The sequence below is a fragment of the Aeromonas sp. 603757 genome (assembly GCF_049171255.1).
GTDB classification, from domain to species: Bacteria; Pseudomonadota; Gammaproteobacteria; order Enterobacterales; family Aeromonadaceae; genus Aeromonas; species Aeromonas veronii_A.
In genome coordinates, this window is the sequence record NZ_JAAKOE010000001.1 from 205195 (window position 1) to 229364 (window position 24170).

20 protein-coding genes and 2 pseudogenes are annotated in these 24170 nt (G+C 58.7%); 8 read left to right on the forward strand and 14 right to left on the reverse strand.

Going from position 1 to position 24170, the window contains the following annotated elements; all coding sequences use genetic code 11:
- Positions 1 to 40 precede the first annotated feature (40 nt).
- The 3 genes and pseudogenes from G5332_RS00835 (at position 41) to G5332_RS00845 (ending at position 1702) form a co-directional block, all read left to right on the forward strand.
- The gene (locus G5332_RS00835) at positions 41 to 847 is read left to right on the forward strand and encodes a crotonase/enoyl-CoA hydratase family protein (protein ID WP_216953774.1); all 807 of its coding nucleotides are present in this window, start codon (positions 41 to 43) and stop codon (positions 845 to 847) included.
- Positions 848 to 865: 18 nt separating this feature from the next.
- Positions 866 to 1392 (forward strand): annotated as a pseudogene (locus tag G5332_RS00840) (phage portal protein); the annotation flags it as partial.
- 58 nt (positions 1393 to 1450) lie between these two features.
- Positions 1451 to 1702, forward strand: a complete 252-nt coding sequence (locus tag G5332_RS00845) for an ogr/Delta-like zinc finger family protein (RefSeq protein ID WP_421249227.1) — start codon at positions 1451 to 1453, stop codon at positions 1700 to 1702.
- A 53-nt stretch (positions 1703 to 1755) separates the two neighbouring features.
- Here the strand turns inward: G5332_RS00845 and G5332_RS00850 are convergent, their stop codons facing one another.
- The 5 genes and pseudogenes from G5332_RS00850 to G5332_RS00870 form a co-directional block, all read right to left on the reverse strand.
- Complete coding sequence (locus G5332_RS00850; protein WP_421249228.1) at positions 1756 to 2799, reverse strand: hypothetical protein; 1044 nt, start codon at positions 2797 to 2799, stop codon at positions 1756 to 1758.
- 107 nt (positions 2800 to 2906) lie between these two features.
- Positions 2907 to 3251 carry a hypothetical protein gene (locus G5332_RS00855; protein ID WP_421249229.1) on the reverse strand — a complete coding sequence of 115 codons (345 nt, stop codon included), beginning with the start codon at positions 3249 to 3251 and terminating at the stop codon, positions 2907 to 2909.
- Positions 3252 to 3331: 80 nt separating this feature from the next.
- Positions 3332 to 4054, reverse strand: a complete 723-nt coding sequence (locus G5332_RS00860) for a hypothetical protein (RefSeq protein WP_421249230.1) — start codon at positions 4052 to 4054, stop codon at positions 3332 to 3334.
- 208 nt (positions 4055 to 4262) lie between these two features.
- A pseudogene (locus G5332_RS00865) lies at positions 4263 to 5520 on the reverse strand (replication endonuclease); the annotation flags it as partial.
- Between the two features lie 290 nt (positions 5521 to 5810).
- Positions 5811 to 7310, reverse strand: a complete 1500-nt coding sequence (locus G5332_RS00870) for an alanine/glycine:cation symporter family protein (protein ID WP_245094306.1) — start codon at positions 7308 to 7310, stop codon at positions 5811 to 5813.
- A gap of 348 nt (positions 7311 to 7658) precedes the next feature.
- Between G5332_RS00870 and G5332_RS00875 the strand changes: the two genes are divergently transcribed.
- Positions 7659 to 8096 carry a GNAT family N-acetyltransferase gene (locus tag G5332_RS00875; protein WP_194496312.1) on the forward strand — a complete coding sequence of 146 codons (438 nt, stop codon included), beginning with the start codon at positions 7659 to 7661 and terminating at the stop codon, positions 8094 to 8096.
- A gap of 76 nt (positions 8097 to 8172) precedes the next feature.
- Complete coding sequence (locus G5332_RS00880) at positions 8173 to 8937, forward strand: zinc-dependent peptidase (protein WP_421311069.1); 765 nt, start codon at positions 8173 to 8175, stop codon at positions 8935 to 8937.
- Between the two features lie 81 nt (positions 8938 to 9018).
- On the opposite strand, the gene G5332_RS00885 is transcribed toward G5332_RS00880, so the two are convergent.
- The 9 genes from G5332_RS00885 to G5332_RS00925 form a co-directional block, all read right to left on the reverse strand.
- The gene (locus G5332_RS00885) at positions 9019 to 9615 is read right to left on the reverse strand and encodes an acetate uptake transporter (RefSeq protein ID WP_005336948.1); all 597 of its coding nucleotides are present in this window, start codon (positions 9613 to 9615) and stop codon (positions 9019 to 9021) included.
- Positions 9616 to 9839: 224 nt separating this feature from the next.
- Positions 9840 to 12848 (reverse strand): DUF748 domain-containing protein, encoded by a 3009-nt coding sequence (locus G5332_RS00890; RefSeq protein ID WP_421311032.1) that lies wholly within the window; start codon positions 12846 to 12848, stop codon positions 9840 to 9842.
- Positions 12849 to 12900: 52 nt separating this feature from the next.
- Complete coding sequence (locus G5332_RS00895; RefSeq protein WP_319920705.1) at positions 12901 to 13662, reverse strand: substrate-binding periplasmic protein; 762 nt, start codon at positions 13660 to 13662, stop codon at positions 12901 to 12903.
- Positions 13663 to 13698: 36 nt separating this feature from the next.
- Positions 13699 to 14109, reverse strand: a complete 411-nt coding sequence (locus tag G5332_RS00900) for a MerR family transcriptional regulator (protein WP_047436889.1) — start codon at positions 14107 to 14109, stop codon at positions 13699 to 13701.
- Between the two features lie 2 nt (positions 14110 to 14111).
- Positions 14112 to 15080, reverse strand: coding sequence for a hydroxymethylglutaryl-CoA lyase (locus tag G5332_RS00905; protein WP_421251744.1), 969 nt, complete (start codon positions 15078 to 15080; stop codon positions 14112 to 14114).
- Positions 15077 to 17047, reverse strand: a complete 1971-nt coding sequence (locus tag G5332_RS00910) for a biotin carboxylase N-terminal domain-containing protein (protein ID WP_421251743.1) — start codon at positions 17045 to 17047, stop codon at positions 15077 to 15079. The genes G5332_RS00905 and G5332_RS00910 overlap by 4 nt, the downstream gene beginning before the upstream one ends.
- Positions 17044 to 17898, reverse strand: a complete 855-nt coding sequence (locus G5332_RS00915; RefSeq protein ID WP_421251742.1) for an enoyl-CoA hydratase-related protein — start codon at positions 17896 to 17898, stop codon at positions 17044 to 17046. Before G5332_RS00915 ends, G5332_RS00910 begins: the two co-directional genes overlap by 4 nt.
- A 10-nt stretch (positions 17899 to 17908) precedes the next feature.
- A complete protein-coding gene (locus tag G5332_RS00920) occupies positions 17909 to 19510 on the reverse strand; it encodes a carboxyl transferase domain-containing protein (protein ID WP_421251741.1) in 1602 nt (533 codons plus the stop codon).
- Positions 19507 to 20649, reverse strand: coding sequence for an isovaleryl-CoA dehydrogenase (locus G5332_RS00925; protein ID WP_100645989.1), 1143 nt, complete (start codon positions 20647 to 20649; stop codon positions 19507 to 19509). The genes G5332_RS00920 and G5332_RS00925 overlap by 4 nt, the downstream gene beginning before the upstream one ends.
- A gap of 304 nt (positions 20650 to 20953) precedes the next feature.
- On the opposite strand from G5332_RS00925, the gene G5332_RS00930 reads away from it, so the two are divergent.
- The 3 genes from G5332_RS00930 (at position 20954) to G5332_RS00940 (ending at position 24165) form a co-directional block, all read left to right on the forward strand.
- On the forward strand, positions 20954 to 22111 hold the full coding sequence (locus G5332_RS00930; RefSeq protein WP_421172159.1) for an acyl-CoA dehydrogenase family protein: 1158 nt from the start codon (positions 20954 to 20956) through the stop codon (positions 22109 to 22111).
- A 140-nt stretch (positions 22112 to 22251) separates the two neighbouring features.
- Positions 22252 to 23034, forward strand: a complete 783-nt coding sequence (locus tag G5332_RS00935) for an enoyl-CoA hydratase (protein WP_005345131.1) — start codon at positions 22252 to 22254, stop codon at positions 23032 to 23034.
- A gap of 18 nt (positions 23035 to 23052) precedes the next feature.
- Entirely contained in the window at positions 23053 to 24165 is a 1113-nt protein-coding gene (locus G5332_RS00940; RefSeq protein ID WP_421172158.1) for an enoyl-CoA hydratase/isomerase family protein, read from the forward strand.
- Positions 24166 to 24170: the final 5 nt, after the last annotated feature.

The following is a 24170-nucleotide window of genomic DNA, read 5'->3' on the forward strand; positions in this document are numbered from 1 at the left end:
CAGTGAGTCAGTTTCAGGGATCAAGGGGAGGACAAGGGAGATGGAAAAACCAAGGATCAAGTGCGAGATCCACGACGGGATTGCCGAAGTGATGCTGACGCGGGGGGACAAACTCAATGCGCTGGACCGCGCCATGTTCAGCGCCATCGATGAGACATTGACGCAGCTCGCCCGGCACAAGGGGCTGCGGGCGGTGATCCTGCATGGCGAGGGGCGAGCCTTCTGCGCCGGGCTGGATGTGAAATCCATGCTGAGACAGCCGGTAGCGGCGCTCGATATTCTCAAGCGTGAAGCAGACGAGGCGACCAATCTGGCCCAGCGGGTTGCCTATGGCTGGCACCAGCTGCCGGTGCCGGTGATTGCGGTGACCCAGGGAGTCTGTTTTGGCGGTGGCTTGCAGATTGCGCTCGGCGCCGATTTTCGCTTCAGCACCCCCGATTGCCGCTTCTCGGTGATGGAGATCAAGTGGGGCATCATTCCCGATATGAGCGGTAGCGTCACCATGCGCAACCTGATGGGAGTGGATACCGCCATGGAGCTGGCCATGAGCGGGCGCGAGCTGGATGCCATCGAGGCCAAATCCCTCGGGCTGGTAAGCCGGGTCTGCGCCGACCCGCTGGTGGAGGCGCGCGAGTTTGCCCGCACCCTGATCACCAAATCGCCCGATGCACTGGCGGGGATCAAGCAGCTTTACAGCCAGGCCTGGGCCCGCAGCGATGAAGCCATGCTCAAAGAGGAGACTCGGCTGCAAAAGCAGATTTTGGGGCGACCCAATCAGTGGCGAGCCACCCTTAACAGCCTGTTTCGCTGGCGGCTGCCCTTCGGGCCGCGCCGCAATCCGCTCTGACTGCGAGCTGCACGAGCGATCTACGGTATGCCCGACTACTTGGGTGGCTTGCAGTCGGCGCTGCTTAACCAGGATGCCACCCTGTTTCGGCGCAAGTACTTCCTCAACGGCGCCCACATGGGCTTCATCTTCTACGCCACCGACCCGAACATGGACGACGACACCGAGGAGGAGATGAAGGAGATGATCGCCAGCAGCAAGGGGGTGGGGAACTTTCGTTCCATGTTCGTCAATATCCCGGACGGCAAACCCGATGGCATCAAGCTTATTCCGGTGGGGGATATCGCCACCAAGGACGAGTTTGCCGCCATCAAAGGAATCACCGCTCAGGATGTACTGACCAGCCACCGTTTTCCGGCGGCGCTGGCCGGTATTATTCCGACCAATGGCGGGGGAGGGCTCGGGGATCCCGAGAAGTACGATGCCACCTATGCCCGCAACGAGGTGCTGCCGCTGTGCGAGCTTATCCAGGATGCCATCAACAGCGCGGGACTCCCGTCTCCCTGCGGGTCGATTTTCGGGAGAATATCGGTTCGGCTGTATAAACAAACAGTGTTTGCTGTGGCAAGATAGGCTGTTGATTTGGATAGAAAAGGGGGCGTAATGCGGGTTTATTGCAAAGTGTGTGGCCAGCGGGGCCGCATTACCAAGACCAACCGACTGAGCGATGATGTCTCGGATCTCTATTGTCAGTGCACCGATGCAGAGTGTGGCCACAGCTGGGTGGCCACCTTGTCGTTCGCTCACACCCTAAGCCCCTCGGCCAAGACCACCAACCAGCTGGTGCTGAGCTTGATGGGGTCACTGACGCCAGAGGGGCGGCAATTGGTATTGAAAGGTATGGGGGGGCAATAGTACCCCTAGTTGTTCGGTACCGTTATAAATAGCTTGTTTGTCTTGTTACAGGGTTAGACATTTTGCTGTTCCGTGAGCGGGATGCGAAGAATGGTCTCATGCTGTGCAAATCGATATTCGGTGATTCTCGAAAGGACCATATCCTGCAGGATCGCAAGCAAAGCAGCTATTGCTCGGACCAGAGGAACAAAATACTGCTTGTGATATTGCGCCACCTCTGGACTTTCCTCATGGGGAGTGTGTTCTCGCAAAATCGGATATGAGCCGTGCGCGATAGTACTTCTGAGATTGTAGAATTCCTTCATCCAGTTTTGTTGTTTCGATGGCGTACCAATGATTTTTGCAATTCGTTGCCCTAGGTTTTTTTGCTTTTGCTCATCTTTCTTAACTAATAGGCCATCTAGGGCTTGGGAGATGAGTAGCACCTCAGCAATATTGAAGTCCTCATAGCGGGCCATTTCAAGTAATGAAAATAGTGCTCGCTGCACAGGGGTCGCTGCGATATCCAAATCATGAATACCACAATCGATTAGCCACTGCCATGCATCTCTGAATGGAATCTGGCGATATTTTGGCCATCCTTCGTCTCGTCCAAAGCGTGCACAGTCCTCGAAGTAGAAACAGTGCATTGAAGGCGGTGGCGAATCTTCGCGGTCTAAATCAGTGATCTTGTAGAGCTTGCATGAGGCGGGGAGGCATAAGTTAGCTGCAATGAAAATCTCTTGAAGCAACAGGTCTACTAGTCGCCGTGGTGTGTGACGGCAGTTGGTTGCCGGTTCATTTACCGGCCTAAGCCGAAAAACCAGCGTTGTGCCACATTTGAGGTGAGAGTATAACTTGTAAAACAGGTCTTCTCTGTCGCCACTTGTCGTGTTGTACTCATGAAGAAGGCGCAGATCCTTAATGACTTGTGACGCATCCACATCAACTATGTATTCGGCCACCTTCGAAATATCATAAGCGCGGGCAGCTATCTTGTAGTTTGAGAAGAAATCGTTTATTTGTTCCCAAAGGGTAATGATTGGCTCAATTGGAGTTCGTGCGTCGTCTGGAAAGACATTTACCTTACCAATGCGTATCAAGTGTTCGGGGACCATAAGTAAATACCAAAATGTTTAAGGCTGCCAAAATACTCAGCTTTGTAGTGGATGCGAGGCCGCGATGAAATCGCTGTCATTGTACTTTTCCGTGTTAATTTATCACATCATTTGTTTATGGTAAGCGTTATTTTCAAACCGAGATTATTTAAAGCCGACACCTGACCTGAATGGCTTAGTAACTCACAGTTGTATGGGTTATTAGCCTCTTTTAGATCATCGTTAGAATACCCCAAGTATAGCCGAAGAGATTTTATTGAATGCTCAGATGAAACCGTGGCATCAGTAAATCGATGCATGGGAGAAGAAAATTCCGAGTACATCCCAGCGTAAGCCCCGTCGATAATAAGTTCTTGCAAGTGAACAAAGAAACCGTTCTGTTCCTGCCGAAGCATTACGCGCATCTTCTTGTTGTTGTTTGATTTAAAATCGATGTCTTGTAAAGGACTCATGGATTCTCCTAGAAAGTTAAAACTTTGCTCACCGTAAAATTAGGAGCGTAGCGAGTGATTTTTCCACGTGCAGCAACTTGTTATGTATTTTCTTCTGGAGCTGCAAGCTCCCAAGAAATTGCTCGCATAGTTCCATTGTCGTTCACAATCTCTAATTCTGGCGAGCTCACCAAGTTAACATCTCTTAATTTAAGATCGGATAAACTCATAAAGGAGGCATCTCGAGTGCGTCGTTCAATGAATCTCAACATATTTGATATGTACTCATTTTGATCAGAAGCCCACCTCTCTTTCGTTACATGAATACACACAATATCCGTTTCAGTGTTAATTACCATGTCACGAAATCTGTCCTTTTTTATACCTGATTCTGTAAAGTGCTCTGGGTGACCGTCATATTCCATTGCCCATATGCCAATAACTACCGACTCAGTATTTTTATCAAAGATTTCTATAGCCAGATCAACATACCAGTAGTCTTGCCTCTTTAAATTTTTTCCATTAAGCCTCAAAGGTTTAGGAACCCGATATTGAGGGTGAATCAATACTGGGTGACCATTTTGAGTTTTAGCTCTCAATATAACTTTGTTTGGCATAGTTTTGAAAGCATATAGCTCTATACCATTGAATTCTTTGAGCAATGCAGAAACAACATGAATTTCGGCATCTGAAGTTCTGCTACTACCGTAAAGTGCAGTTGGAACTAATAGCCCATGACTTTTAGATAAGATCTTTACCTTTTTTCTTTTTTTATTACTGAGATTCTTATTGAACTGCTCTAAAAACCTTTGTTCTGCTGTCATTAAAGACTCCTACAGCAAAAAATACATAACAGTGATTAGATGGAAGGTGGTTTTAATCCGTTCATATAGATATCTATACCGCACAGTATCACTTCGGTTACCACCATAAATAAATCATTTTAAAATCATAGTATTACTATCACATGCCAAGTGTCCATGTGTATTCGCCTGACGCCCTGTTTTTTGTGGCAGACGTTCTGCGTGCTGTTCATCCCCACTCGTCGCTGTAGTCGCCTTGTTCCTGCATCCACTCCGGGGTGTCCAGCCCCTCCAGCACCCGCCAGATCTCCGACTGATAGGGATCGGGCAGCATCTCGATCCAGTGGTGCGCCCCGGTGTGACCTTGTGCTTGGTAGACCTTGCCGCACAAATCAACCAGCATCGGCCAATCCTCATCCCCCTCTGGTACAGTGTATTCATTCGGCAGGTCCTGTTCGGCGGGCTGTAGTCCATCCAGTTGCAAATCCGGCTCGCTTGGTAGCGATCGGCTCGACTGCACCTGCCCGTTCTCCAGCCAGAGGGTGAAACCGTCCGCAGTGATGCTGGCTCCTGCCCGCAATCGGTCGATGGAGAAGGGCGATAGCCCCCATTGTTCTCTCATGATCTGGTCTGTGAAGGCATCAGGATATGGCTGCGTACAGTTATTGTCAGAGCTCCAAGGTGCCGGGCTGTCGCCCGTCTTAACCCCAACCCCCCCTCGCTGCAGCCTCGGCGGCTTTCCTGGCTTCATGGGTGCCGGCGGGCACAATTTCCCACCCTTGCAGGCGCGTTTTGATGCCCAGGCGAGCCGAGGTGATGCCCATCAGGCGCTTGATGTCTTCGCCATAGCTGTTGGCCTGCTCCTCAATGAGGTGGGCCAGCTTGATGGGGTGTTCGGCACGGGTGGCCAGTGCACCGCCCATGGCGTGCAGGTAGCAGCGAAAAATGCCGTTATCCGCGGCAAAGCGAGCCGCCTCAAAGCGCGGGTCTTGCAGCACTGGCTTGGGTGGGCCCACCAGATCGGCATTCTTCTTGGCGTTGCTGATGCGGCGCAGCTCGCGCCATACCCCGACCGGGGCGCCGCCGATCTGCTGGAAGGTGCGAATGCCCCACCAACTGGCCCAGGTGACGGCATGCTGGGCAGCTTCATTTGCGGCGGTGCCAGCTTCTTCGTCATCGTCCAGGTAAGCGCCATCGATGTTCTTGGCAATGTATTTAGCGATATAGCCTGCGGCATCACCTTTAGTTGGATCGATTTCCTCCCAGTCAAAGCGGGGAGTAAAGTCGGTAAAGGGTGGGGCGCCCTTGATATTCCGTACCAGCTCTTCGTGGTCATCGGTCAGGGCATAGCGTCGTAGGGTTCCGATCACCCGGTTGCGATCTTCCGGGCGCATAAATAGCAGCAGGTGCCAGTGCGGGGTGCCTTCGTGGTGGGCCTCGCAAACGCGAAATCCATAGACGGGCGCGTTCCACCGTTTGAGGGCGGCCACTTGATACTTCATCAGACGATGACATACGCCCACTTTGCACCGGATTATCTGAATGATGCGGTCCCGCTTTAACCCGCTGGAAAACCATCTTAAACCAGCTTGATCTTCCTCGAGAATGGGCCGAAAAAAGTGTCCACATTTTGCCAATTTTGGTGTCTTTTCACGTCATAAAGTGTCCCCTTATGTGGCACTTAACTCCTTGGGTTGAATGTAACTTATTGAAATTAAAGAAATAGAAATGGCAGCCGAGGCTGCCATTTTTTATTGATGTCTTATGTCGTTCTGGTTCAGGAGAGCTTGCGATCCTGATCCGGCTCGAACTGATGGCCCGATTTCTCCCGCTCCAAGTTCTCTTCGGAGCGTTTGCCCACCCAGTAATCGGCGTTCTTGATGCCGAGCTTCTCCGGGTGGAATACGGGGTCAATCCCTTGTGCCTGCTGCGCTTCATAATCCTTCAGACAGGTGAAGGCGGTCTTTTGCAGCAGCAGGATGGCGATGATGTTGAGCCATGCCATCAGGCCGACCCCGATATCACCCATGCCCCACGCCAGATCTGCCGTCTTGACGGTGCCGTAGACAGTGGCAGCCATCAGCGCAATCTTCAGCAAGAAGGTGAGCCAGGGGCGATTTATCTTGCGGTTGATGTAGGCGATGTTGGTTTCGGCGATGTAGTAGTAGGCAACGATGGTGGTGAACGCGAAGAAGAACAGCGCGATGGCCACGAAAATGCTGCCAAAGCCCGGCATCATGCTCTCCATGGCGGTCTGCACATAGCCCGGGCCTGCTGCGATACCGGCAATACCCGTGTAGATGGCGGCGCCGTCCGGCCCTTGTACGTTATAGAGGCCGGTGATCAGCAGCATAAAGCCGGTGGCGGAGCAGACGAACAGGGTGTCGATATAGACGGAGAACGCCTGCACCAGACCCTGCTTCGCCGGGTGACTCACTGCCGCCGCAGAGGAGGCGTGCGGCCCGGTACCCTGACCCGCTTCGTTGGAGTAGACCCCGCGTTTTACCCCCCACATGATGGCCAGACCCAGAATGGCACCGAAACCGGCATCCAGACCGAAGGCGCTCTTCCAGATCAGCAGGATCACGCCCGGCAGCTGGCCGATATTGAGGGCGATGATGACGCAAGCCACGATGATGTAGCCCAGCGCCATAAAGGGTACTACGGTACTGGCGAAGTTGGCGATGCGCTTGACGCCACCGAAGATAATAAAGCCGAGCAGCAGCGCCAGACCGGCGGCTGTGACGTTCGGATCGATATTAAAGGCGGTCTGCAGGCTTGAACCGATGGAGTTGGCCTGCACCCCCGGCAGCAGCACGCCGCAGGCGAATACGGTCGCGATGGCGAAGGTCCAGGCGTACCACTTCATGCCAAGCCCTTTCTCGATATAGAAGGCTGGGCCGCCGCGGTATTCACCGTTGATCTTCTCTTTGTAAACCTGACCTAGGGTGGACTCCACGAAAGCAGAGCTGGCGCCGAGGAAGGCGACCATCCACATCCAGAACAGGGCGCCCGGACCACCGAAGGTGATGGCGGTGGCCACACCGGCGATGTTACCGGTACCCACGCGACCGGCCAGGGTCATGGCCAGCGCCTGGAAGGAGGAGACACCGGCATCGGTGCTCTTGCCATCAAACATCAGACGCACCATCTCTTTGATATGACGCAGTTGCAAAAAACGGGTGCGCAGGGAGAAGTAAAGACCGACTCCCAGACACAGGTAGATGAGCGCAGGGCTCCAGATTACACCATTGATGGCATTGACGATTTCATTCATGTACAACAACTCCTTTGTTGTGTTTGTGGCGCTGTCTTGGCGAGATCTTGGCCTCGCTCTCTGTCACTGTTTTCGGCCCTGTTTGTTAACAATCCAGTTAACAAATGAGCGCGAGATTGAGGGGTTAAGCAGAGCGCAAACACGCGCCATGCATGGCTTGTAACATATCGAGTTGTATCGGTGCTTCCCAGCGAAAAATGTTGCCTTGTTGCAAATTTGTGAATTGACAAGGGTGAGGGGATAATGGCAGGCAGCGTTTTCTATGAGTAAAGATGAGATCCTCCTTGTTGATCTGCGCCAGACAATGTGACGGGCGTAACACAATGGAAAGCAAACATGAGGCCAACAATGAAAAATGACCCTGAGACGTTGACGATCCGTCCCCCTGAGGCCGACGACGGGAGCGCCATCGCCCACCTGTTCAGCCAATTGGGGTATCCTGCCGAAGGCGCTGACGTGACGGCACGCCTGTTGGCGCCGGATCCCGCGAGCGTTGTGCTGCTCGCCTCCCAGGGCGACAAGGTGGTCGGCGTGCTGGTGTGGCACAAGCTGGCACCGCTGCATGTTGCACCAGCTTGGGGCCTGATCTCGGCGCTGGTTGTCGATGAAGGGGCAAGAGGGGCGGGAGTGGGCGCAGCCTTGCTCAAGGGAGCCGAAGCGATGGCGCGGGCCGCAGGTTGCGCCCAGCTGGAGCTATCCAGCAGTCTCAAGCGCGAGGCGGCCCACCGTTTCTATCTGGCGCAGGATTATCAGGAGCGGCCGAAACGGTTCGTCAAACTGCTGTGACCTGTTTTTTGCATCAAAAGAAGGAGTAGGCGTGCTGGGATGGTTCAAATGGCTGGGTGGTCGCCCGCAAACGCCCATGAGTGAGGATGAGTTGGCGCTGTGGCGTCAGGCGCTGGCGGCTGTGCCCATCTTGCAAGGGCTCAGCGACACCGAGCAGACAATGCTTATCGGCTTGGGGCAACAGCTGCTCAAGCGCAAGACCCTGACCCTGATCGGGGTAGAGCTCAGCCCACGCCAACAGGCGGTGCTGGCGCTGCAGGCAGCGTTGCCCATTCTTCATCTCGGTATCGACTGGTATCGCGGCTTTCACGAAATCATCATCATTCCCGAGCCTGTCACCCGGCGTCAGGAGGTGCAGGATGAGTTCGGGCTGGTGAGCGAGTTTGAAGAGGAGAACGCCGGCGAATCCTGGCCGCAAGGGCCGCTGGTGCTGGCCTGGAGCGAACTGCAGCAAGATGGCGACTGGGACGGCTTTAATCTGGTGATCCACGAGCTGGCTCACAAGCTCGATATGCTGGGCGGTGAGGCGGACGGTGCGCCGCCGTTGCCGGGGCAGATGAGCAGCCAGCTGTGGCAACAGGCCTTTCAGAGCGCCTTCGACGAGTTGTGCCAGCAGCTCGACCGGGACGAAGTGACCGATATCGATCCCTATGCGGCCGAACATCCCGCGGAGTTTTTCGCCGTTAGCTGCGAATGTTTCTTTACCGATCCGCTGCGGCTGCAGCAGGTCTATCCCGCGGTATACCGGCAACTGAGCCAGTTCTTTAGCCAGGATCCCGCCCTGCGTTTCCCCGCGACCCGCTTGCTGGCGGGAGAAGCGGACGCCGGGTCACTTAGCTGATAACCGAGCTGTTAAACGGTTATTCAAGATAGCAAAAAGGCACCCGAGGGTGCCTTTTTCACAATCTGAGTGGCTTGCCTATCAGGCTGCGGCTTTCAGCTGTACGGCGGCGGCTTTCTTGTGATCGCCGATCGGCATCACGGTGCGGCCGAACTGCTCGTTGATCACGGTGGCCATAGCCAGGTAGATGGCGCTGGCGCCACAGATGATGCCTTCGAAACCGGCGATGGTGCCGATCAGGGTGCTGCCGGTGAAGTCACGGGCGGCCAGCAGGAAGAACAGCACGGTCAGGGAGGCGAACACGAACTGCTTGGCGCGCGGGTAGTTGATGGTGCCAACCAGCATGAACAGGGTGAACATGCCCCACATCAGCAGATACCAACCCATGTAGGCGTGCGGAGTGGCTTCGGCCAGACCCATGGTCGGCATGATCAGCAGGAACACCAGGCTCAGCCAGAACAGGCCGTAGGAGGTGAACGCGGTCACACCGAAGGTGTTGCCACGCTTGTACTCCATGATGCCAGCGATGATCTGGGCGATGCCGCCGTAGCACAGGCCCATGGCCAGGATCATGGCGCTGATGGGGAAGAAACCTGCGTTATGGATGTTCAGCAGGATGGTGGTCATACCGAAACCCATCAGACCCAGAGGGGCAGGGTTGGCCAATTTTTCGCTCACGTGGCGTTCTCCAAAAATAGAGGTGGGGGTTAACAAAAGACGCGCGATTTTAGGCAGGCTGTGGCGCGCCCGCAAGGGGGCAAGGGGGATAAATCGTAAAAAAACTACGTGATTATTTGCATCAGAGGCCAAATGCTCACCAGAACAGGCTGTTTGGTGAGCAAAGGGTGTCAAAATAGTTGAGGTGTTGTATTTTTATTACGCTTTTACGCAGTGCGGCGGCGTCACTGATCCAGTGTCAGGATCACTTTGGCTTCCTTGTCTTCTTCCTTGACCTGGCTGTCGAGCACGAACAGCCGCTCCGGGGCGATCCCCTGGCTGTCGACCAGAAACTCCTTGGTGTTTTGCGCCCGGCGCATGGCGAGATTACGCAGGGATTTGGCGGTGATGAGCTGCTGATCTCGCAGCAGGATCACCGCCTGGGCCCGCAGTGCCGCGCTCTCTTCATCCAGATGGAGCCGATCGGCCAGATCATCCAGATCTTCGCCAAAGCGCTCTTCATAGGCTTGGGCCAGCGCCTCTTGCAGGGCTGAGTCCTGTTCCAGCAGGTCGAGATCCGCCTGATTGCCGGTGAGCTTGGCCAGTACCCGCTCCAGCTTTTGCCGTTGCAGGATGGGGCGCTCCTCGTTGAAGTTGACCTTGCCACGAATGTTCATGCTGAGCTTGGGTCTATCCTTGAGGGCCTGCGCCAGCTTGACCAGTTTCTCCTGCTGGGTGGGGGTGAGATCGGGATCCCCCGGCAGGAAGGGGAGTTCGTCGAGATCTTCGGTGCCATCGGCCAGCGAGGCGAGCAGGGAGAAGGGGGAGGTGATCGCCTTGCTCAGTGTGTTGCCCAGCACATCCCAGAAGATATTGCCGATGCTGAAGTCCGGTTGATCGAGATCCCCCTTCACCTTGAGGTTCATCTGTATCACCCCGTTGGCATCGCTTAGCAGGGCGATAGCCAGCCCCAGCGGCAGATCCTTGGCCTGATCGCTCTTGATCTTCTCGCCCAGTTGCAGCTTCTTGATGGTGATGTCGTTATCCCCCTCCAGCCGGTTGCCCTCCAGCTTGTAGTGCAGCTTCATGGAGAGCTGCCCCTTGTCGATGGCATAACCGGCATAGGTGCCCGAATAGGGGGTAAAGGTGGTGAGCTCCAGATTGTGGAAAGCGACCGCGATGTCGAGGATAGGGTTGGCGACCAGCAGGTTGGTACCGCCGCGAATGGTCACTGGCGCATAGCGATCCACCTTGCCGTTGAAGGCGAGATCGGAGCGTTGCCCTGGAATATTGCTGATATGGCGACTTTGGCCGCCCAGCGAGGCGATATCGGCCACAAAATCCTGACTCAGACTGCGATCAGCAAAGCGCAGGTTGCCCTGCTCGGTGCGCAGCTGGTCGATGGTGAAACGAAAATCGGGAGCCTTGCTGCCTGCCTTTGCTTCAGTACTTTTTGCTGCCGCCGGTTGCGGCAACAGCAGCTGTTGCAGGTTGGTGGTGCCATCTTCGTTGATCTCGATGCGGGCGAAGGGCTTGTTCAGGGCAATGTCCTTGATCCGCATCTGCTGGCTGATGCCGTCGTACGTCAGACCGGTGAGAGCCAGGGTGTTGAACTCCAGCAGCCGCTGATTGTCTGCCCGATCGACTACTTTGAGCCCGTTGATATCGAGCCCCCCCTGCAGGGTCAGCTTGCTCAGATCTCCCTGGGCGGTGGTGGCGAGATCAAGGCGGGTCTTGCTGCTCAGCAGCCCGTTTTGCACCTTGATGCGTACCAGATCGGCCAGATAGGGCTGTGCCAGCGTCAGGGGCAGCCCCTGCTGGTTGATGTCGCCGCTTAAGGTGAAAGGAGTCAGGGTCAGTTGGCCATCAAAGGCGAGGGGGCTGCTCTGGTTGAACTGGGTGGCCAGAGTCAGTTTGCTCGGTTGCTCCCCCTTGCTGCCCAGTGGCCCCAACGCCAGCTTGAGGCCGGAGAGCTGGCGTGCCTGCGGTTTGCCGCTGCTCGATTCGGTGAGAGTGAGATCGCCCTTGTCGATAAGGATCTGCTTGATCTGCCACTGCCAGGGTTTGTCTGGCGCATGTTTCTTGCCGTTACCGGCTGTCTTTGCTTGTTGTGCCGACTTGGGCGCCGCATTGTTGGCCACCTCGTTTGCGGTGTTGGCTTCTTTGACGGGCTTGGCGGGGGCCTGTTCAATCAGCAAGTCAGCCAGATCCAGCTCCTGCTGTGGGTTGAGGGTGGCCTTGAGCAGGGGCTGTTGCAGGGTCACCTTGCCGATCTGGAGCGACTGTTTCTGGCCATCGATTGCCAGCTCGCTAAGGGCCAACTGGCCGAAGCGGGCAAATTCGTCGCCCTTGTGTTTTTTAAGCTGCCAGTTGTCCAGCGTCAGCTTGCCTTTGGACAATTGCCACAGCACCCCTTGCTTGCCCTCTTTAAGCTGGTACTCCACCTCTGCATTGGCGTGGCCCTTGGCCAGATCCAGTTTGAGATAGGGTGCCCAGAGCGGGGCGAAGGGTTTCAGGTCGACCTGTTTGAGGCTCGCTTTGCCCTGACCCATGCCGCTCATCACAGCGAGTTTGCCATGAGCGGCGAGGCTGCTTTTGCCGTTGATGGCGGCGCTCAGCTGATAGGCGGTCTGGTGATTTGCCTTGGTGCGCAGGTTATCGAGCTTGAGGGTCACTTTCTCCAGATTGAGGGGCGGCAACCAGCCGGGTTCGCTCTCCTTGCGCTGATCCTGATAGCGCACATGGCCGTCAGTGACATTGACGCTGGCAATGTCGATCAGCAGCGGTGCACTGGCTGGTTCGGGTTCGGGCTCGGGGGAGGGTGCAGGGGCGAGCAGGGTCGCCAGCGCATCGGTCAGATTGAGTCGAACCTCCCCCTTTTTGTCTGTCAGCCGTTGCAGCAGCACCACGGGTTTGGTCAGGGTGACGGCGGAAAGCACGACCCCTTTTTGCTGCCAGCTGGCTTGCAGGTCGGGGGTGATAAAGAGCTGCTCAAAACCGATGATGGGCTGCTGTTTGGCATCTAGCAGGGCAGTCGCGCCGAGGGTCAGAGAAGGGTTGCGTAGCCCTACGTCAATCTCCCCCAGCGTCAGTTGCATGCCATAGTGCTCAGCCAGCCAGCCGGGCAGATAGCGCTGGACCAGACGGGGGGTTTGCCACAGCAGCAGAGTGATCAGGATAAGAAACAGCAGGAAAGCGTAGGCAAGGTAGCGCAGCAGGCGGAGCTTGGGGGACGCGGGCTCGGTGGTGTTCATTTGGTGCACTCCCATTTGGTTCCCGCCATGGTACAGAAAAGCTGGATAGTAATCATGGGGTTGCGTGCTGTTGTACGCCGTACTTTGTCCAAAGGCGATCCAGTTCACCCTTTTGTTGCAGCGCTGCCAGCCACTGTTCCAGCTGGGCAGGGGTAATGGGGGCCTCAGGGTGAAGGATTGCGCGGTGCTGATACTGTTGATCCCATTTTTGCGAGATCAGCAGCTGGTCGGCGGTGTCGGGGTGGGCCAGCAGATACTGGTTAAGGTAGGAAACGTTGAGAATGGCTACTTCACCACGCCCTTTGAACAGCGCTTGCAGGGCACTGACGTTGTCTTTGACCAGGGTGATATTGAGCTTGCGCTGCAGGTAGAGGGGATCAGCATTGAACTGGCCGACGCCGTAGTGGTAGCCGGTCACCCCGATAAGATGATGCCGAGAGGGGTCATCGAAAAAGCGCTGATCCCGGCCCGTTTTGTTCAGGGCCACATAGACCTCACCACCACCGAGAAAGGGGGCTGTCATCTTGAATTTATCTGTGTCCCAGCCCCACTTGCTGTCTTCAAACAGCATCAGCGAGAAACGGCCCAGATCGAGCGCCTTGTAACGGTTGGCGGCCGAGGTGGGAACAAACACGAATCTTACCTCTTGCTGGATCTCGTTTAGCTTGGCGATGAGGTCCAGCGTCAGCCCTTCATAGCGGGAATCGGAGAGTTTGACCACAAAGGGGGCATAGGGGTATCCGCCAACCTTGATGAGGGGATGGCTCCAGCCAGAGAGGCTGAACAAGAGCAAAAACCAGCACCAATATCTCATGGGATCCCCAGGGCAATAGCTTGCTCCCAGATTCGGTTAATCTGCGCCAGTTTTCAAGCTGTTAAGGGAATTAACACAGCGCTGTTCGGCGGCTTCCAGCTCGGCCATCACCATCTGGATATCCTCCAGTTGTTGGCGCAGTGCGTCGCGCTTTTCATCGATCAGCTGGATCATGGAGTGGAGCTGGGTTTTGCTCGATTTGTCGGTGTCGTACATATCGAACAGCTCGCGGATCTCGGCCAGGCTAAACCCCAGCCGTTTGCCGCGCAGGGTCAATTTGAGCCGGATCTTGTCCCGGTGGCTGTAGATGCGGGTTTGCCCCTCCCGCAGCGGGGTGAGCAGCCCCTCATCCTCGTAGTAGCGGATGGTGCGCGGCGTGACATCGAATTCGTGGGCCAGCTCCGAGATGCTGTAGGTGATCTCCTTGCCGGGCAGGGAACGGGACATGGTCATGACTCCTGTTGCTGGGCGTGTGGCTGACAGAGGCGGGCACGCAGCCGTTCGGCATTGGCGTGCAAGGCCTGACCGACCCGCGAGCCGTTGGGGCGAGCGAGCTGCTCGCTCACCCACTGGCCGGTGGCCGCCAGTTTGTCGAGATCCACCCCCGTCGTCATGCCAAGGCCGTGTAGCAGGTAGACCACCTCTTCTGACGCCACATTGCCGGAGGCGCCCGGCGCATAGGGGCAGCCGCCAAGTCCCGCCACCGAGCAGTCGATGGTGCGAATGCCGCGCTCCAGCGCGGGTAGCAGGTTGGCCAACCCCTGGCCGTAGGTGTCGTGAAAATGGACCGCGAGTCGCCCCGCCGGGATCTCGTGCAGCACCGCATCCAGCATGGGGGCCACCGTGCCCGGGGTGCCAACGCCTATGGTGTCCCCCAGCGAAATTTCGTGGCAACCGAGATCCAGCAGTTGCTCGGCCATGGCAGCGACCCGTTTCGGGCGGGTCGGGCCATCGAACGGACAGGCGATGACGGTGGAGAGGTAGCCACGCACCTTGATGCCGAGGCGGCGAGCCTCCTGCACCAGCGGGGCGAAGCGCACCAGCGACTCCTCCACGCTGATGCCGATATTGGCCCGGGTAAAACCGTCGGAGCAGGCGGTGAAGAGGCCAATCTCATCGGCGCGGGCGGCAATGGCTGCCTGCAAGCCTTGCAGATTGGGCACCAGGGCGCCGTAACGGGTTGAGCCCTTGCGCGGCAGTGCCTCGAACAGCGCTGCGGAGTCCGCCATCTGCGGCACTTTTTTGGCAGAGACAAAGGCACCCACCTCGATGCGTTGCAGGCCGCTGTCGGTAAGGCGCTGGATCAACTCCAGCCGCTGTACCAGGGAGAGGGGCGCAGCTTCATTTTGCAGGCCATCGCGCGGCCCCATCTCCACCAGACTGACCCTGTCGTCACGGATGTCCTGTGATCGGTTCATGGGTGATCCTCCTGTGTGGCAATCTCTTCGGCAAAGCGCACCAGCATGGCCCCCTGGCTCACCTGCTCACCCTGCTTGCACTGCAGCGCCTCAATTACCCCGTCCCGCTCTGCGCGCAACTGGTGCTCCATCTTCATCGCCTCCAGCACCAGCAGGGGTTGCCCCTTGCTGACCGTTTGCCCCTGCTCGACCAGCACGGCTACCACGATGCCGTGCATGGGGGCGATGGCGCCTTGTGCCTTCTCGTTTTCCTGATCATGGTGGTGACTGTGCTGCCGATCATCGGCCGCGAAGCGGATGCGCTGGCCCCCCAGGGTCATGATGAAGGCTGCCTCCGAGCCTGCGACCGTCTGAATGGGGATCTGTTGCCAGCCGCCACCCTGTTGTAGTCGGATATGGTCGTCACTTCTTTGGTGGCAACGGGTTTCCCCTTGCCACTCAAACTGGCCGCCATGATCGTGAAGGGTCAATACCCGGTGCTCATCACCGATGCGCACCGCCGCTGTCCAGCAGCGAACCGGCCCCAGCCGAAATCCGCAGGCTTGCTGCCAGGGGGAGGTGCCTGCAGGGCGGCTCGCCAGCCAGAGGGTTGCCAGCGGCCAGGCGAGCTCAGGAATGGGCTGTGCTGTGGTGGGAATGGGCCACTGGGTATGGTGGCCCATGGCCAGGACGTCGGGCTCTTCACACAGGCGCAGCAGCAACGGGCCGTTGTGCACCAGCGGCCCGAGATCCAGTGCCGCCAGCGCATCTGCCAGTTTGGCGAACGCCTCGGCGCGGCTCTGGCCGTGGGCGATCAGCTTGGCGATCATGGGATCGTAATAGGGGCTCACCTCATCGCCAGCGGTGACGCCGGTGTCGATACGCACGCCATCTGGCCAGTGGAGCCAGTGGATAGGCCCGCTGGCGGGCAGAAAACCGGCCGCCACATCCTCGGCGTAGAGGCGCGCCTCCACCGCATGGCCGCGCAGCACCACTTCCTCCTGGGTGAGTGGCAGCGGCTTGCCTTCTGCCACGGCCAGTTGCCAGGCCACCAGATCCTGCCCGGTCACCGCTTCGGTGACCGGATGCTCTACCTGCAGCCGGGTGTTCATCTCCATAAAGAAGAACTCATCCTTGCAGAGTAGGAACTCGATGGTGCCAGCCCCCTGATAGTGGATGGCCTTGGCTGCGGCCACGGCTGCCTCCCCCATGGCGCGGCGCAGAGCCGGAGGTATGTCGGGGGCGGGCGCCTCTTCGATCACCTTCTGATGGCGTCGCTGCAAGGAGCAGTCCCTATCCCCCAGATAGATGGCGTTGCCGAGGCTATCGGCAAAGACCTGTACTTCCACATGTCGAGCTTGGGGCAGATAGCGCTCCAGCAGCACCAGATCGTTACCAAAGGCGGCCTTGGCTTCCCGTTTGACTGCCGCCAGCGACTCGTCAAAGTCGGCCAGCTGATCGACCCGGCGCATCCCCTTGCCACCGCCGCCACTGGCGGCCTTGATAAGTAGCGGGAAGCCAATCTGGCTCGCCTGATCGCGCAAAAAGTCCGGCCGCTGATCCGTGCCGTGATAGCCAGGCAGCACAGGTACGCCGGCAGCCTGCATCAGCGCCTTGGCGCCCGATTTGTCGCCCATGGCGAGAATGGCGGCGCCGCTTGGGCCGACAAAGCGCAGGCCGCGCTGTTCGCAGGCGGTGGCAAAATCGCTGTTTTCCGACAGAAAGCCGTAACCGGGATGGATAGCATCGGCGCGCGCCTCTTTGGCAATCTTCAGCACCTTGCCGGTGTCGAGATAGCTCTCTCTGGCCGGTGCGGGCCCCAGATGCCAGGCCTCATCGGCCAGACGGGTGTGCATGGCATGGGCGTCGGCATCGGAGTAGAGGGCGATGGTGTGAATGCCAAGGCGTTTCGCCGTTTTGATGATGCGCACAGCGATTTCGCCGCGATTGGCGATCAGCAGGCGCTTAATCTGAGTGTGATGGGTCATGTCTCATCCTTGAAACGGGGACGCCAGGCGGGAGGGCGTTTGTCGAAGAAGGCCTGCATCCCCTCCTGGGCTTCGAGCCCCACCCGAACCCGGGCGATGGTCTCGACGGTTTTCTCTTCGTGCAGGCGGGAAGGATGGGCCTCTATGGCCGCCAGCAGTCGTTTGGTCTCTTTCATCGCCTCCGGCCCGTTGCGGCACAGACGAAGGGCCTGCGCTCGCCCCTCCGCCAGCAGTTGATCCGGTTTGCAGAGTTGGTGTGCCACATTGAGCCGACAGGCGGTAATGGCATCGAACGGCTCGGCACTGAGCATGTAGCGGCGCGCCTGACGCATCCCCATGGTGCGTACCACGTAGGGGCTGATCACCGCAGGCACCAGGCCCAGGCTCACCTCTGAGAGGCAGAAGCGCGCATCATCGCTGGCCAACACCAGATCGCAGGCACAGATCAGCCCCAGCGCCCCGCCATAGGCGGCCCCTTGCACCAGCGCCACCGTGGGGAAGGGGAGCTCATCGAGGGTCTGCATCAGCCGCGCCAATACCCGGGCGTCTTCGCGATTGTGCTCAAAATCGGCGTGAGCCAGATTGCGCATCCAGTTGAGATCGGCGCCCGCGCAAAAGTGTTTGCCCTCTGCCCGTAGCAGCAGGGCGTGAGGGCGTTCGGCGAGATCATGACCATGGAGATGGGCCAGATCATCGAGGCAGTCGAGCAGCCCCAGCATCAGGTCGGCATCAAAGGCGTTGTGGCGGGCTGGGCGCGACAGCACCAGCTCGGCCACTGGGCCGTGCCGCTCCAGCCGAAACGGGCCCTGTGTTGAAGAGCCAAGTGCTGAGGAAGTAAGTGGATCTGACATAGGTTGCTCCTTACATCCGAAAGATGCCGTACTGCTCGGGTTCAATGTGGGCACCCTGACAGGCGGCGAGCGCCAGCGCCAGCACGGTGCGGCTCTGGGCCGGGTCAATGACGCCATCATCCCAGAGGCGGGCGCTGGCGTAGTAGGGGTGACCCTGCCGCTCATACTGCTCGATCACCGGGGCACGGATGGCGGCCGCCTCCTGCTCGCTCAAATCTTTGCCCTCGGCAGCCAGCTTGTCCCGGCGCACCTGCACCAGCACCCCGGCCGCTTGCTCGCCCCCCATGACGGAGATGCGGCTGTTGGGCCAGCTAAAGAGAAAATCGGGTTCATAAGCGCGGCCGCACATGCCGTAGTTGCCGGCACCAAAGCTGCCGCCGACGATCAGGGTGATCTTGGGCACCCGGCTGCAGGCCACTGCGGTTACCAGCTTGGCGCCGTGCTTGGCGATCCCCTCTTTTTCTGCGCTACTCCCCACCATAAAACCGGTGATGTTCTGCAAAAAGAGCAGTGGGATGGCGCGGCGATTACAGAGTTGGATAAAGTGGGCCCCCTTCTGGGCACTGTCGCTGTGCAGCACGCCGTTGTTAGCGAGGATCCCCACTTCCATGCCGCAAATACGGGCAAAGCCGGTCACCAGAGTGGTGCCGAACAGCGCCTTGAATTCGTCAAAGTCAGAGCTATCCACCAGTCGTGCAATCAGTTCACGGGCGTCGTAAGGGCGTTTGAGACTGGTGCCCACCAGACCGTAGAGCTCCTCGATCGGGTAGCAGGGTGGCTCGTAGCCGGGGCTGCTCTCTATCGGCTCGTTACCCAGATGAGTAACCAGCGTGCGGGCGATGGCCAGCGCATGGGCATCGTCACGGGCCATATGATCAGCAACTCCCGAGTGGGCGCAGTGTACCTCGGCGCCGCCCAGGGCCTCGGCGCTGATCTCCTCGCCGGTGGCGGCCTTGACCAGCGGCGGACCCGCCAGAAAGATGGTGGCTTGCTCCCTGACCATGATGGATTCATCAGCCATGGCGGGCACATAGGCGCCGCCAGCGGTGCAGAGCCCCATCACCACTGCCAGTTGAGGGATGTTTTGGGCCGACATGCGGGCCTGGTTGTAGAAGATGCGGCCAAAGTGATCCCGGTCGGGGAACACCTCGTCCTGCATCGGCAAGAAGGCGCCGCCGGAATCCACCAGATAGAGGCAGGGGAGGCGCAGCCGCTCGGCGATGGCCTGGGCGCGCAGGTGTTTTTTTACCGTGAGCGGGTAGTAGGTGCCGCCTTTCACGGTGGCGTCGTTCACCACCAGCATGCAGAGCCGGCCCGAAACCCGGCCGATGCCGGTGATGATACCGGCGGCGGGCACCGGCTCGTCATAGACCTGCCAGCCAGCAAGCGCCGAGAGTTCGAGAAACGGGGATCCCGGGTCCAGCAGCTGATTGATGCGCTCGCGGGGCAGCAGCTTGCCACGGGCCTGATGGCGGGCGTTGTTGGCCGCGCCGCCCCCTTGCGCGATCTCGGCAATGCGGGCATGGAGATCATCGACCAGCCCCTGCATGGCGGCCCGATTGGCCGCATATTCCGGGCTCGCCGTGTCGAGGCGGGAGTGGATACGACTCATGCATTTTCTCCCATCAGCTCGCGGCCGATGAGCCAGCGGCGGATCTCCGAGGTGCCGGCGCCGATCTCGTAGAGTTTGGCGTCCCGCAGCAGGCGGCCAGTGGGGTATTCGTTGATGTAGCCGTTGCCGCCGAGCAGCTGGATCGCGTCGAGAGCCATCTGGGTGGCGTTTTCGGCGGCAAACAGGATGGCTGCGGCGCAATCTTTACGGCTGGTGCGCCCCTGATCGCAGGCGCTCGCCACCGAGTAGACCAGCGCCCGGCTGCTGGCGAGGCGGGTATACATGTCGGCGAGCTTGCCCTGCACCAGCTGGAACTCGCCGATGGCTTGACCAAACTGCTTGCGCTCACGCACATAGGGCAGCACTACATCCATGCAGGCCTGCATGATGCCAAGGGGGCCCGCAGCCAACACCACCCGCTCGTAATCGAGCCCGCTCATCAGCACCTTGACCCCGCCGTGCAGGGTGCCCAGCAGGTTTTCCTGCGGCACTCGGCAGTTGTCGAACACCAGCTCGCAGGTGCTGGAGCCGCGCATCCCCAGCTTGTCGAGCTTCTGGGCGGTAGAAAAACCGGGAGTGCCGGCTTCAACGATAAAGGCAGAAATCCCTTTGGGGCCCGCACTGGTATCTGTCTTGGCATAGATGACGAAGGTGTCGGCATCGGGTCCGTTGGTGATCCACATCTTGTTGCCGTTGAGCACGAAGTGATCGCCCTCGCGCTCCGCGGTGAGGCGCATGCTGACCACATCGGACCCGGCTCCCGGCTCGCTCATGGCCAGCGCCCCCACATGCTCGCCGCTCACCAGCGGGGGAAGGTAGCGTGCTTTTTGCTCCGCCGTGCCGTGGCGGTGGATCTGATTGATGCAGAGATTGGAGTGGGCGCCGTAGGAGAGGCCGACCGAGGCGCTGGCGCGGCTTACCTGTTCCATCACCAGCACGTGGGCCAGATAGCCGAGGTTCACCCCGTCATACTCCTCCGCCACCGTGATGCCGTGCAGCCCCAGTTCACCCATCCGGGGCCAGAGATCACGGGGAAAGGCGTTGCTCTGATCGATCTCGCTGGCGCGCGGGGCGATCACTTTCTGGCAGAAGGCCGCAACCTGTTCGGTCAGGGCATTCAGGGTCTCATCCATCTGCATCCATGCTCTCCTTGCGGATATGACAGTCGGGTTGGAAGGTTGGCTCGACCGGCTGACTCGGCGTTACGGCTGGCAGTGGTCGGTCCATTTTGTACTTCACTTCTGCCACAAGTTTACGTTAGCGTAAACGTAAATCAATTGTTAATCTGTTGTGTGTCGATAGATAGGTGGTAGTGAGAGCGTCATCAGCTACCACGACAACAGCGCCATAGTGGCAGATCCGAATGACCAGTGTGTGGGCGCCGCGTCATAAAGCGCTAACTCAGGAAAATAAGCGCGGGACAACAAGGGAGCGAACGACAAGATGGATTTTACCCTGACCGATGATCAACAGGCGTATGTGGAGGCGGCCGCCGCCTTTGCCGATGAGGCGCTCAAACCCCATGCCGCGCGCTGGGACAAGGAGCATGAGTTTCCGATCCCGACCATCAAGCAGGCGGCCGAGCTAGGTTTTTGTGGTCTCTATACTCCGGAGCAGTTTGGCGGATTGGGGCTGCCGCGCCTCGATGCGAGCCTCATCTTCGAGCGTCTTGCCATGGGCTGTACCTCGACTACTGCGTATCTGACCATTCACAACATGGTGAGCTGGATGCTGGGTAGTTGGTTGCCCACCGAGGTTGCCAAGGAGTGGGTGCCCAAACTGGCTAGCGGCGAATTGCTGGGCTCCTATTGCCTCACCGAGCCGGGGGCGGGTTCCGATGCTGCGGCACTCAAGACCCGGGCGGTGCGTGAGGGTGACAGCTACCTCATCGAGGGAACCAAGGTCTTTATCTCGGGAGCAGGCAGCAGCAATGTGCTGGTGGTGATGGCCCGTACCGGTGGTGAAGGTGCGAAGGGGATCTCTGCCTTTATGGTGCCGGCTAATGCCCCCGGCGTGAGCTATGGCAAGGCAGAAGAGAAGATGGGCTGGAACAGCCAGCCGACCCGGGAGGTTGTTTTCAACAGGGTGCGTATTCCCGCCCGCTACCGGTTGGGTGAGGAGGGGGAAGGGTTCAAGTTCGCCATGCAGGCCCTCGATGGGGGGCGCATCAATATTGCCACCTGTTCGGTGGGCACCGCCCAGCAGGCGCTGGACGATGCGCTGGCTTATGTGCAGCAGCGCCAGCAATTTGGTCACCCGATCAGCGAATTCCAGAGCGTGCAGTTTCGCCTGGCCGATATGGCGACCGAGCTGGCTGCCGCCCGTTTGCTGGTACGTCAGGCCGCCGACAAGCTGGATCGCGGGGCACCGGACAAGAGTGCCTGGTGTGCCATGGCCAAACGGTTTGCCACCGATGTGGGTTATCGAATCTGTGATGAGGCTCTGCAACTCTTTGGCGGCTATGGTTATATCCGCGAGTATCCGCTCGAGCGCTATCTGCGCGATACACGGGTACACCGCATTCTGGAGGGCACCAACGAGATGATGCGACTCATCATCGCGCGCCGCATGCTGGCCGATCCCGGTTTGTCGCTGGGCTAACCGGTGGTCGCATCAAGGGTGTGTTGCCTGCCACCCGATTTGCACCATGCCATGCCGGTTTCGGCTTTGTGAGCCAGCCACAGGTTGGTGTCATTCAAGCCTGTCATCATGGCGGCAGCTTCATCGACAAGGACAATGCTATGACAAGGATCAGACTCGAATATCATGGCCACGTGGCCTATATCACCCTCGACCATCCCCCTGCCAACACCTGGACCCTCGCCAGCCTGCAGGCCTTTTTGCAGATGATGGTGGAGCTCGACAGTCGTCCCGACGTGGTGGCGCTGGTGATCCGTGGTGCGGGCGACAAATTTTTCTGCGCCGGTGCCGACCTCAATATGTTTGTCGAGGGGAATGTCGAGCTGGCCCGTGAAGTAGCCGAGGCCTTTGGCAAGGCCTTCGAGGCGCTGGCCCGTTTTCACGGCGTCAGTATCGCCGCCATCAATGGTTATGCCATGGGCGGTGGCCTGGAAGTGGCGCTGGCCTGTGATATCCGCATCGCCGAGCAGCAGGCGTTGCTGGGACTGCCGGAAGCCTCGGTGGGCTTGCTTCCCTGTGCCGGTGGCACCCAGCGTTTGACCGAGCTGGTGGGGCCGGGCTGGGCCAAGCGGATGATCCTCTGCGGTGAGAAGGTGAGTGCCTCGCTGGCCTACGAGATGGGGCTGGTGGAGGAGGTGGTGAAAACCGGTCAGGCGTGGGAGGCGGCGCACCAGATGGCCCATCTGGTGGAGCGCCAGAGCCCGAGCGCCCTGCGCGCCTGCAAAACCCTGATCAATCAGGGGCGCAGTGGCCCACGGGATGCCGCCTTGCCCCTTGAGCGAGCGCTGTTTCTCGATCTCTTTAGCGATGCCAACCAGCGTGAAGGGGTGGCCGCCTTCCTGGAGAAACGCTTACCGCGCTGGCAATATGGCCCAACAGAATAAATCCATACGGAGCCGTTTATGAGTGAGCCGGTCAAGGTTAGCTGTTATCCCACCGAAGATGGCCATCAGGTCGGGGTGTTGACCCTCGATAGCCCATCGTCTCTCAACGCATTGAGCCTGCCGATGATCCAGCTCCTGCAACAGACGCTGACCCGTTGGGAGCAGGATCCCGCCATCGTCTGTGTGCTGCTGCAGGGAGCGGGTGAGAAGGCATTTTGTGCCGGTGGCGATATCCGCTCCTTCTATTACCGCAAGCAGGAGGCGAGCGAGGCGGAACTGTTCGAATATGCCCGCGACTTTTTCGAGCAGGAGTACCGGCTCGACCACCACATCCACTCTTACCGCAAGCCCCTGATCTGCGTGGCGGACGGTATCTGCATGGGGGGCGGTATTGGCCTGTTTGCCGGAGCCGATTTTCGGGTGGTGACCGAAAAGAGCCTGTTCGCCATGCCGGAGGTGACCATAGGCCTCTACCCCGACGTGGGAGCAAGCTGGTTTTTAAGCCGGATGCCGGGGCGGCTGGGGCTCTGGCTCGGTCTGACTGGCGCCCGCTTCAACGGGAGTGATGCCATCGGTCTTGGGCTGGCGGATCACGCTATCGCCAGTGGCGAGCGCAGTGCGCTGTTGTCACGCCTCGCCGTGCTCGACTGGGCTGCTAGTGGTGAGCCCCGTGAGCAGATCGATCTGCTGCTCAGGGGATTGCACCGTGAGGTAGCGGCCCGCTTGCCAGCGCCAGTATTGCTACCCCATCAACAGAAAATCGATGTCCTGCTGGCGGGGCGCACGCTGCAAGGGGTATTGGCGCGGTTGTTCGAAGCTCAGTTCGATGAACAGGAGACGGTACTCCAGCAGGCGCAGCAGCTCTGCCGCACCGGCAGCCCCATCAGCCGCGCCATTTTGTGGCGTCAATATTGGCAGGCTCGCCGCAACTCACTGGCAGAGGTATTTGCCGAGGAGCTGACCCTCTCGGTCAACTGCGTGCTGAAGGGGGATTTTGTGGAAGGGGTACGGGCACTGCTGATCGACAAGGATAAAGATCCCCGCTGGCAACAGTTGCCACCGGAGGGGGAGTGGCTGGACGAGTTCTATCGCTGGCCGCAGGGGCGCAATCCGTTGGCCTGCAAGGAATAACATCT

What these genes read in the sequence shown, in the direction of transcription:
- G5332_RS00835 (WP_216953774.1), top strand. Translation starts at nt 41, where the DNA reads ATGGAAAAACCAAGGATCAAGTGCGAGATCCACGACGGGATTGCCGAA.
- G5332_RS00920 (WP_421251741.1), bottom strand. Translation starts at nt 19,510, where the DNA reads ATGAGTCGTATCCACTCCCGCCTCGACACGGCGAGCCCGGAATATGCG.
- G5332_RS00890 (WP_421311032.1), bottom strand. Translation starts at nt 12,848, where the DNA reads ATGAACACCACCGAGCCCGCGTCCCCCAAGCTCCGCCTGCTGCGCTAC.
- G5332_RS00845 (WP_421249227.1), top strand. Translation starts at nt 1,451, where the DNA reads ATGCGGGTTTATTGCAAAGTGTGTGGCCAGCGGGGCCGCATTACCAAG.
- G5332_RS00870 (WP_245094306.1), bottom strand. Translation starts at nt 7,310, where the DNA reads ATGAATGAAATCGTCAATGCCATCAATGGTGTAATCTGGAGCCCTGCG.
- G5332_RS00860 (WP_421249230.1), bottom strand. Translation starts at nt 4,054, where the DNA reads ATGACAGCAGAACAAAGGTTTTTAGAGCAGTTCAATAAGAATCTCAGT.
- G5332_RS00900 (WP_047436889.1), bottom strand. Translation starts at nt 14,109, where the DNA reads ATGTCCCGTTCCCTGCCCGGCAAGGAGATCACCTACAGCATCTCGGAG.
- G5332_RS00940 (WP_421172158.1), top strand. Translation starts at nt 23,053, where the DNA reads ATGAGTGAGCCGGTCAAGGTTAGCTGTTATCCCACCGAAGATGGCCAT.
- G5332_RS00850 (WP_421249228.1), bottom strand. Translation starts at nt 2,799, where the DNA reads ATGGTCCCCGAACACTTGATACGCATTGGTAAGGTAAATGTCTTTCCA.
- G5332_RS00905 (WP_421251744.1), bottom strand. Translation starts at nt 15,080, where the DNA reads ATGAACCGATCACAGGACATCCGTGACGACAGGGTCAGTCTGGTGGAG.
- G5332_RS00855 (WP_421249229.1), bottom strand. Translation starts at nt 3,251, where the DNA reads ATGAGTCCTTTACAAGACATCGATTTTAAATCAAACAACAACAAGAAG.
- G5332_RS00935 (WP_005345131.1), top strand. Translation starts at nt 22,252, where the DNA reads ATGACAAGGATCAGACTCGAATATCATGGCCACGTGGCCTATATCACC.
- G5332_RS00930 (WP_421172159.1), top strand. Translation starts at nt 20,954, where the DNA reads ATGGATTTTACCCTGACCGATGATCAACAGGCGTATGTGGAGGCGGCC.
- G5332_RS00895 (WP_319920705.1), bottom strand. Translation starts at nt 13,662, where the DNA reads ATGAGATATTGGTGCTGGTTTTTGCTCTTGTTCAGCCTCTCTGGCTGG.
- G5332_RS00915 (WP_421251742.1), bottom strand. Translation starts at nt 17,898, where the DNA reads ATGTCAGATCCACTTACTTCCTCAGCACTTGGCTCTTCAACACAGGGC.
- G5332_RS00875 (WP_194496312.1), top strand. Translation starts at nt 7,659, where the DNA reads ATGAAAAATGACCCTGAGACGTTGACGATCCGTCCCCCTGAGGCCGAC.
- G5332_RS00925 (WP_100645989.1), bottom strand. Translation starts at nt 20,649, where the DNA reads ATGCAGATGGATGAGACCCTGAATGCCCTGACCGAACAGGTTGCGGCC.
- G5332_RS00910 (WP_421251743.1), bottom strand. Translation starts at nt 17,047, where the DNA reads ATGACCCATCACACTCAGATTAAGCGCCTGCTGATCGCCAATCGCGGC.
- G5332_RS00880 (WP_421311069.1), top strand. Translation starts at nt 8,173, where the DNA reads ATGAGTGAGGATGAGTTGGCGCTGTGGCGTCAGGCGCTGGCGGCTGTG.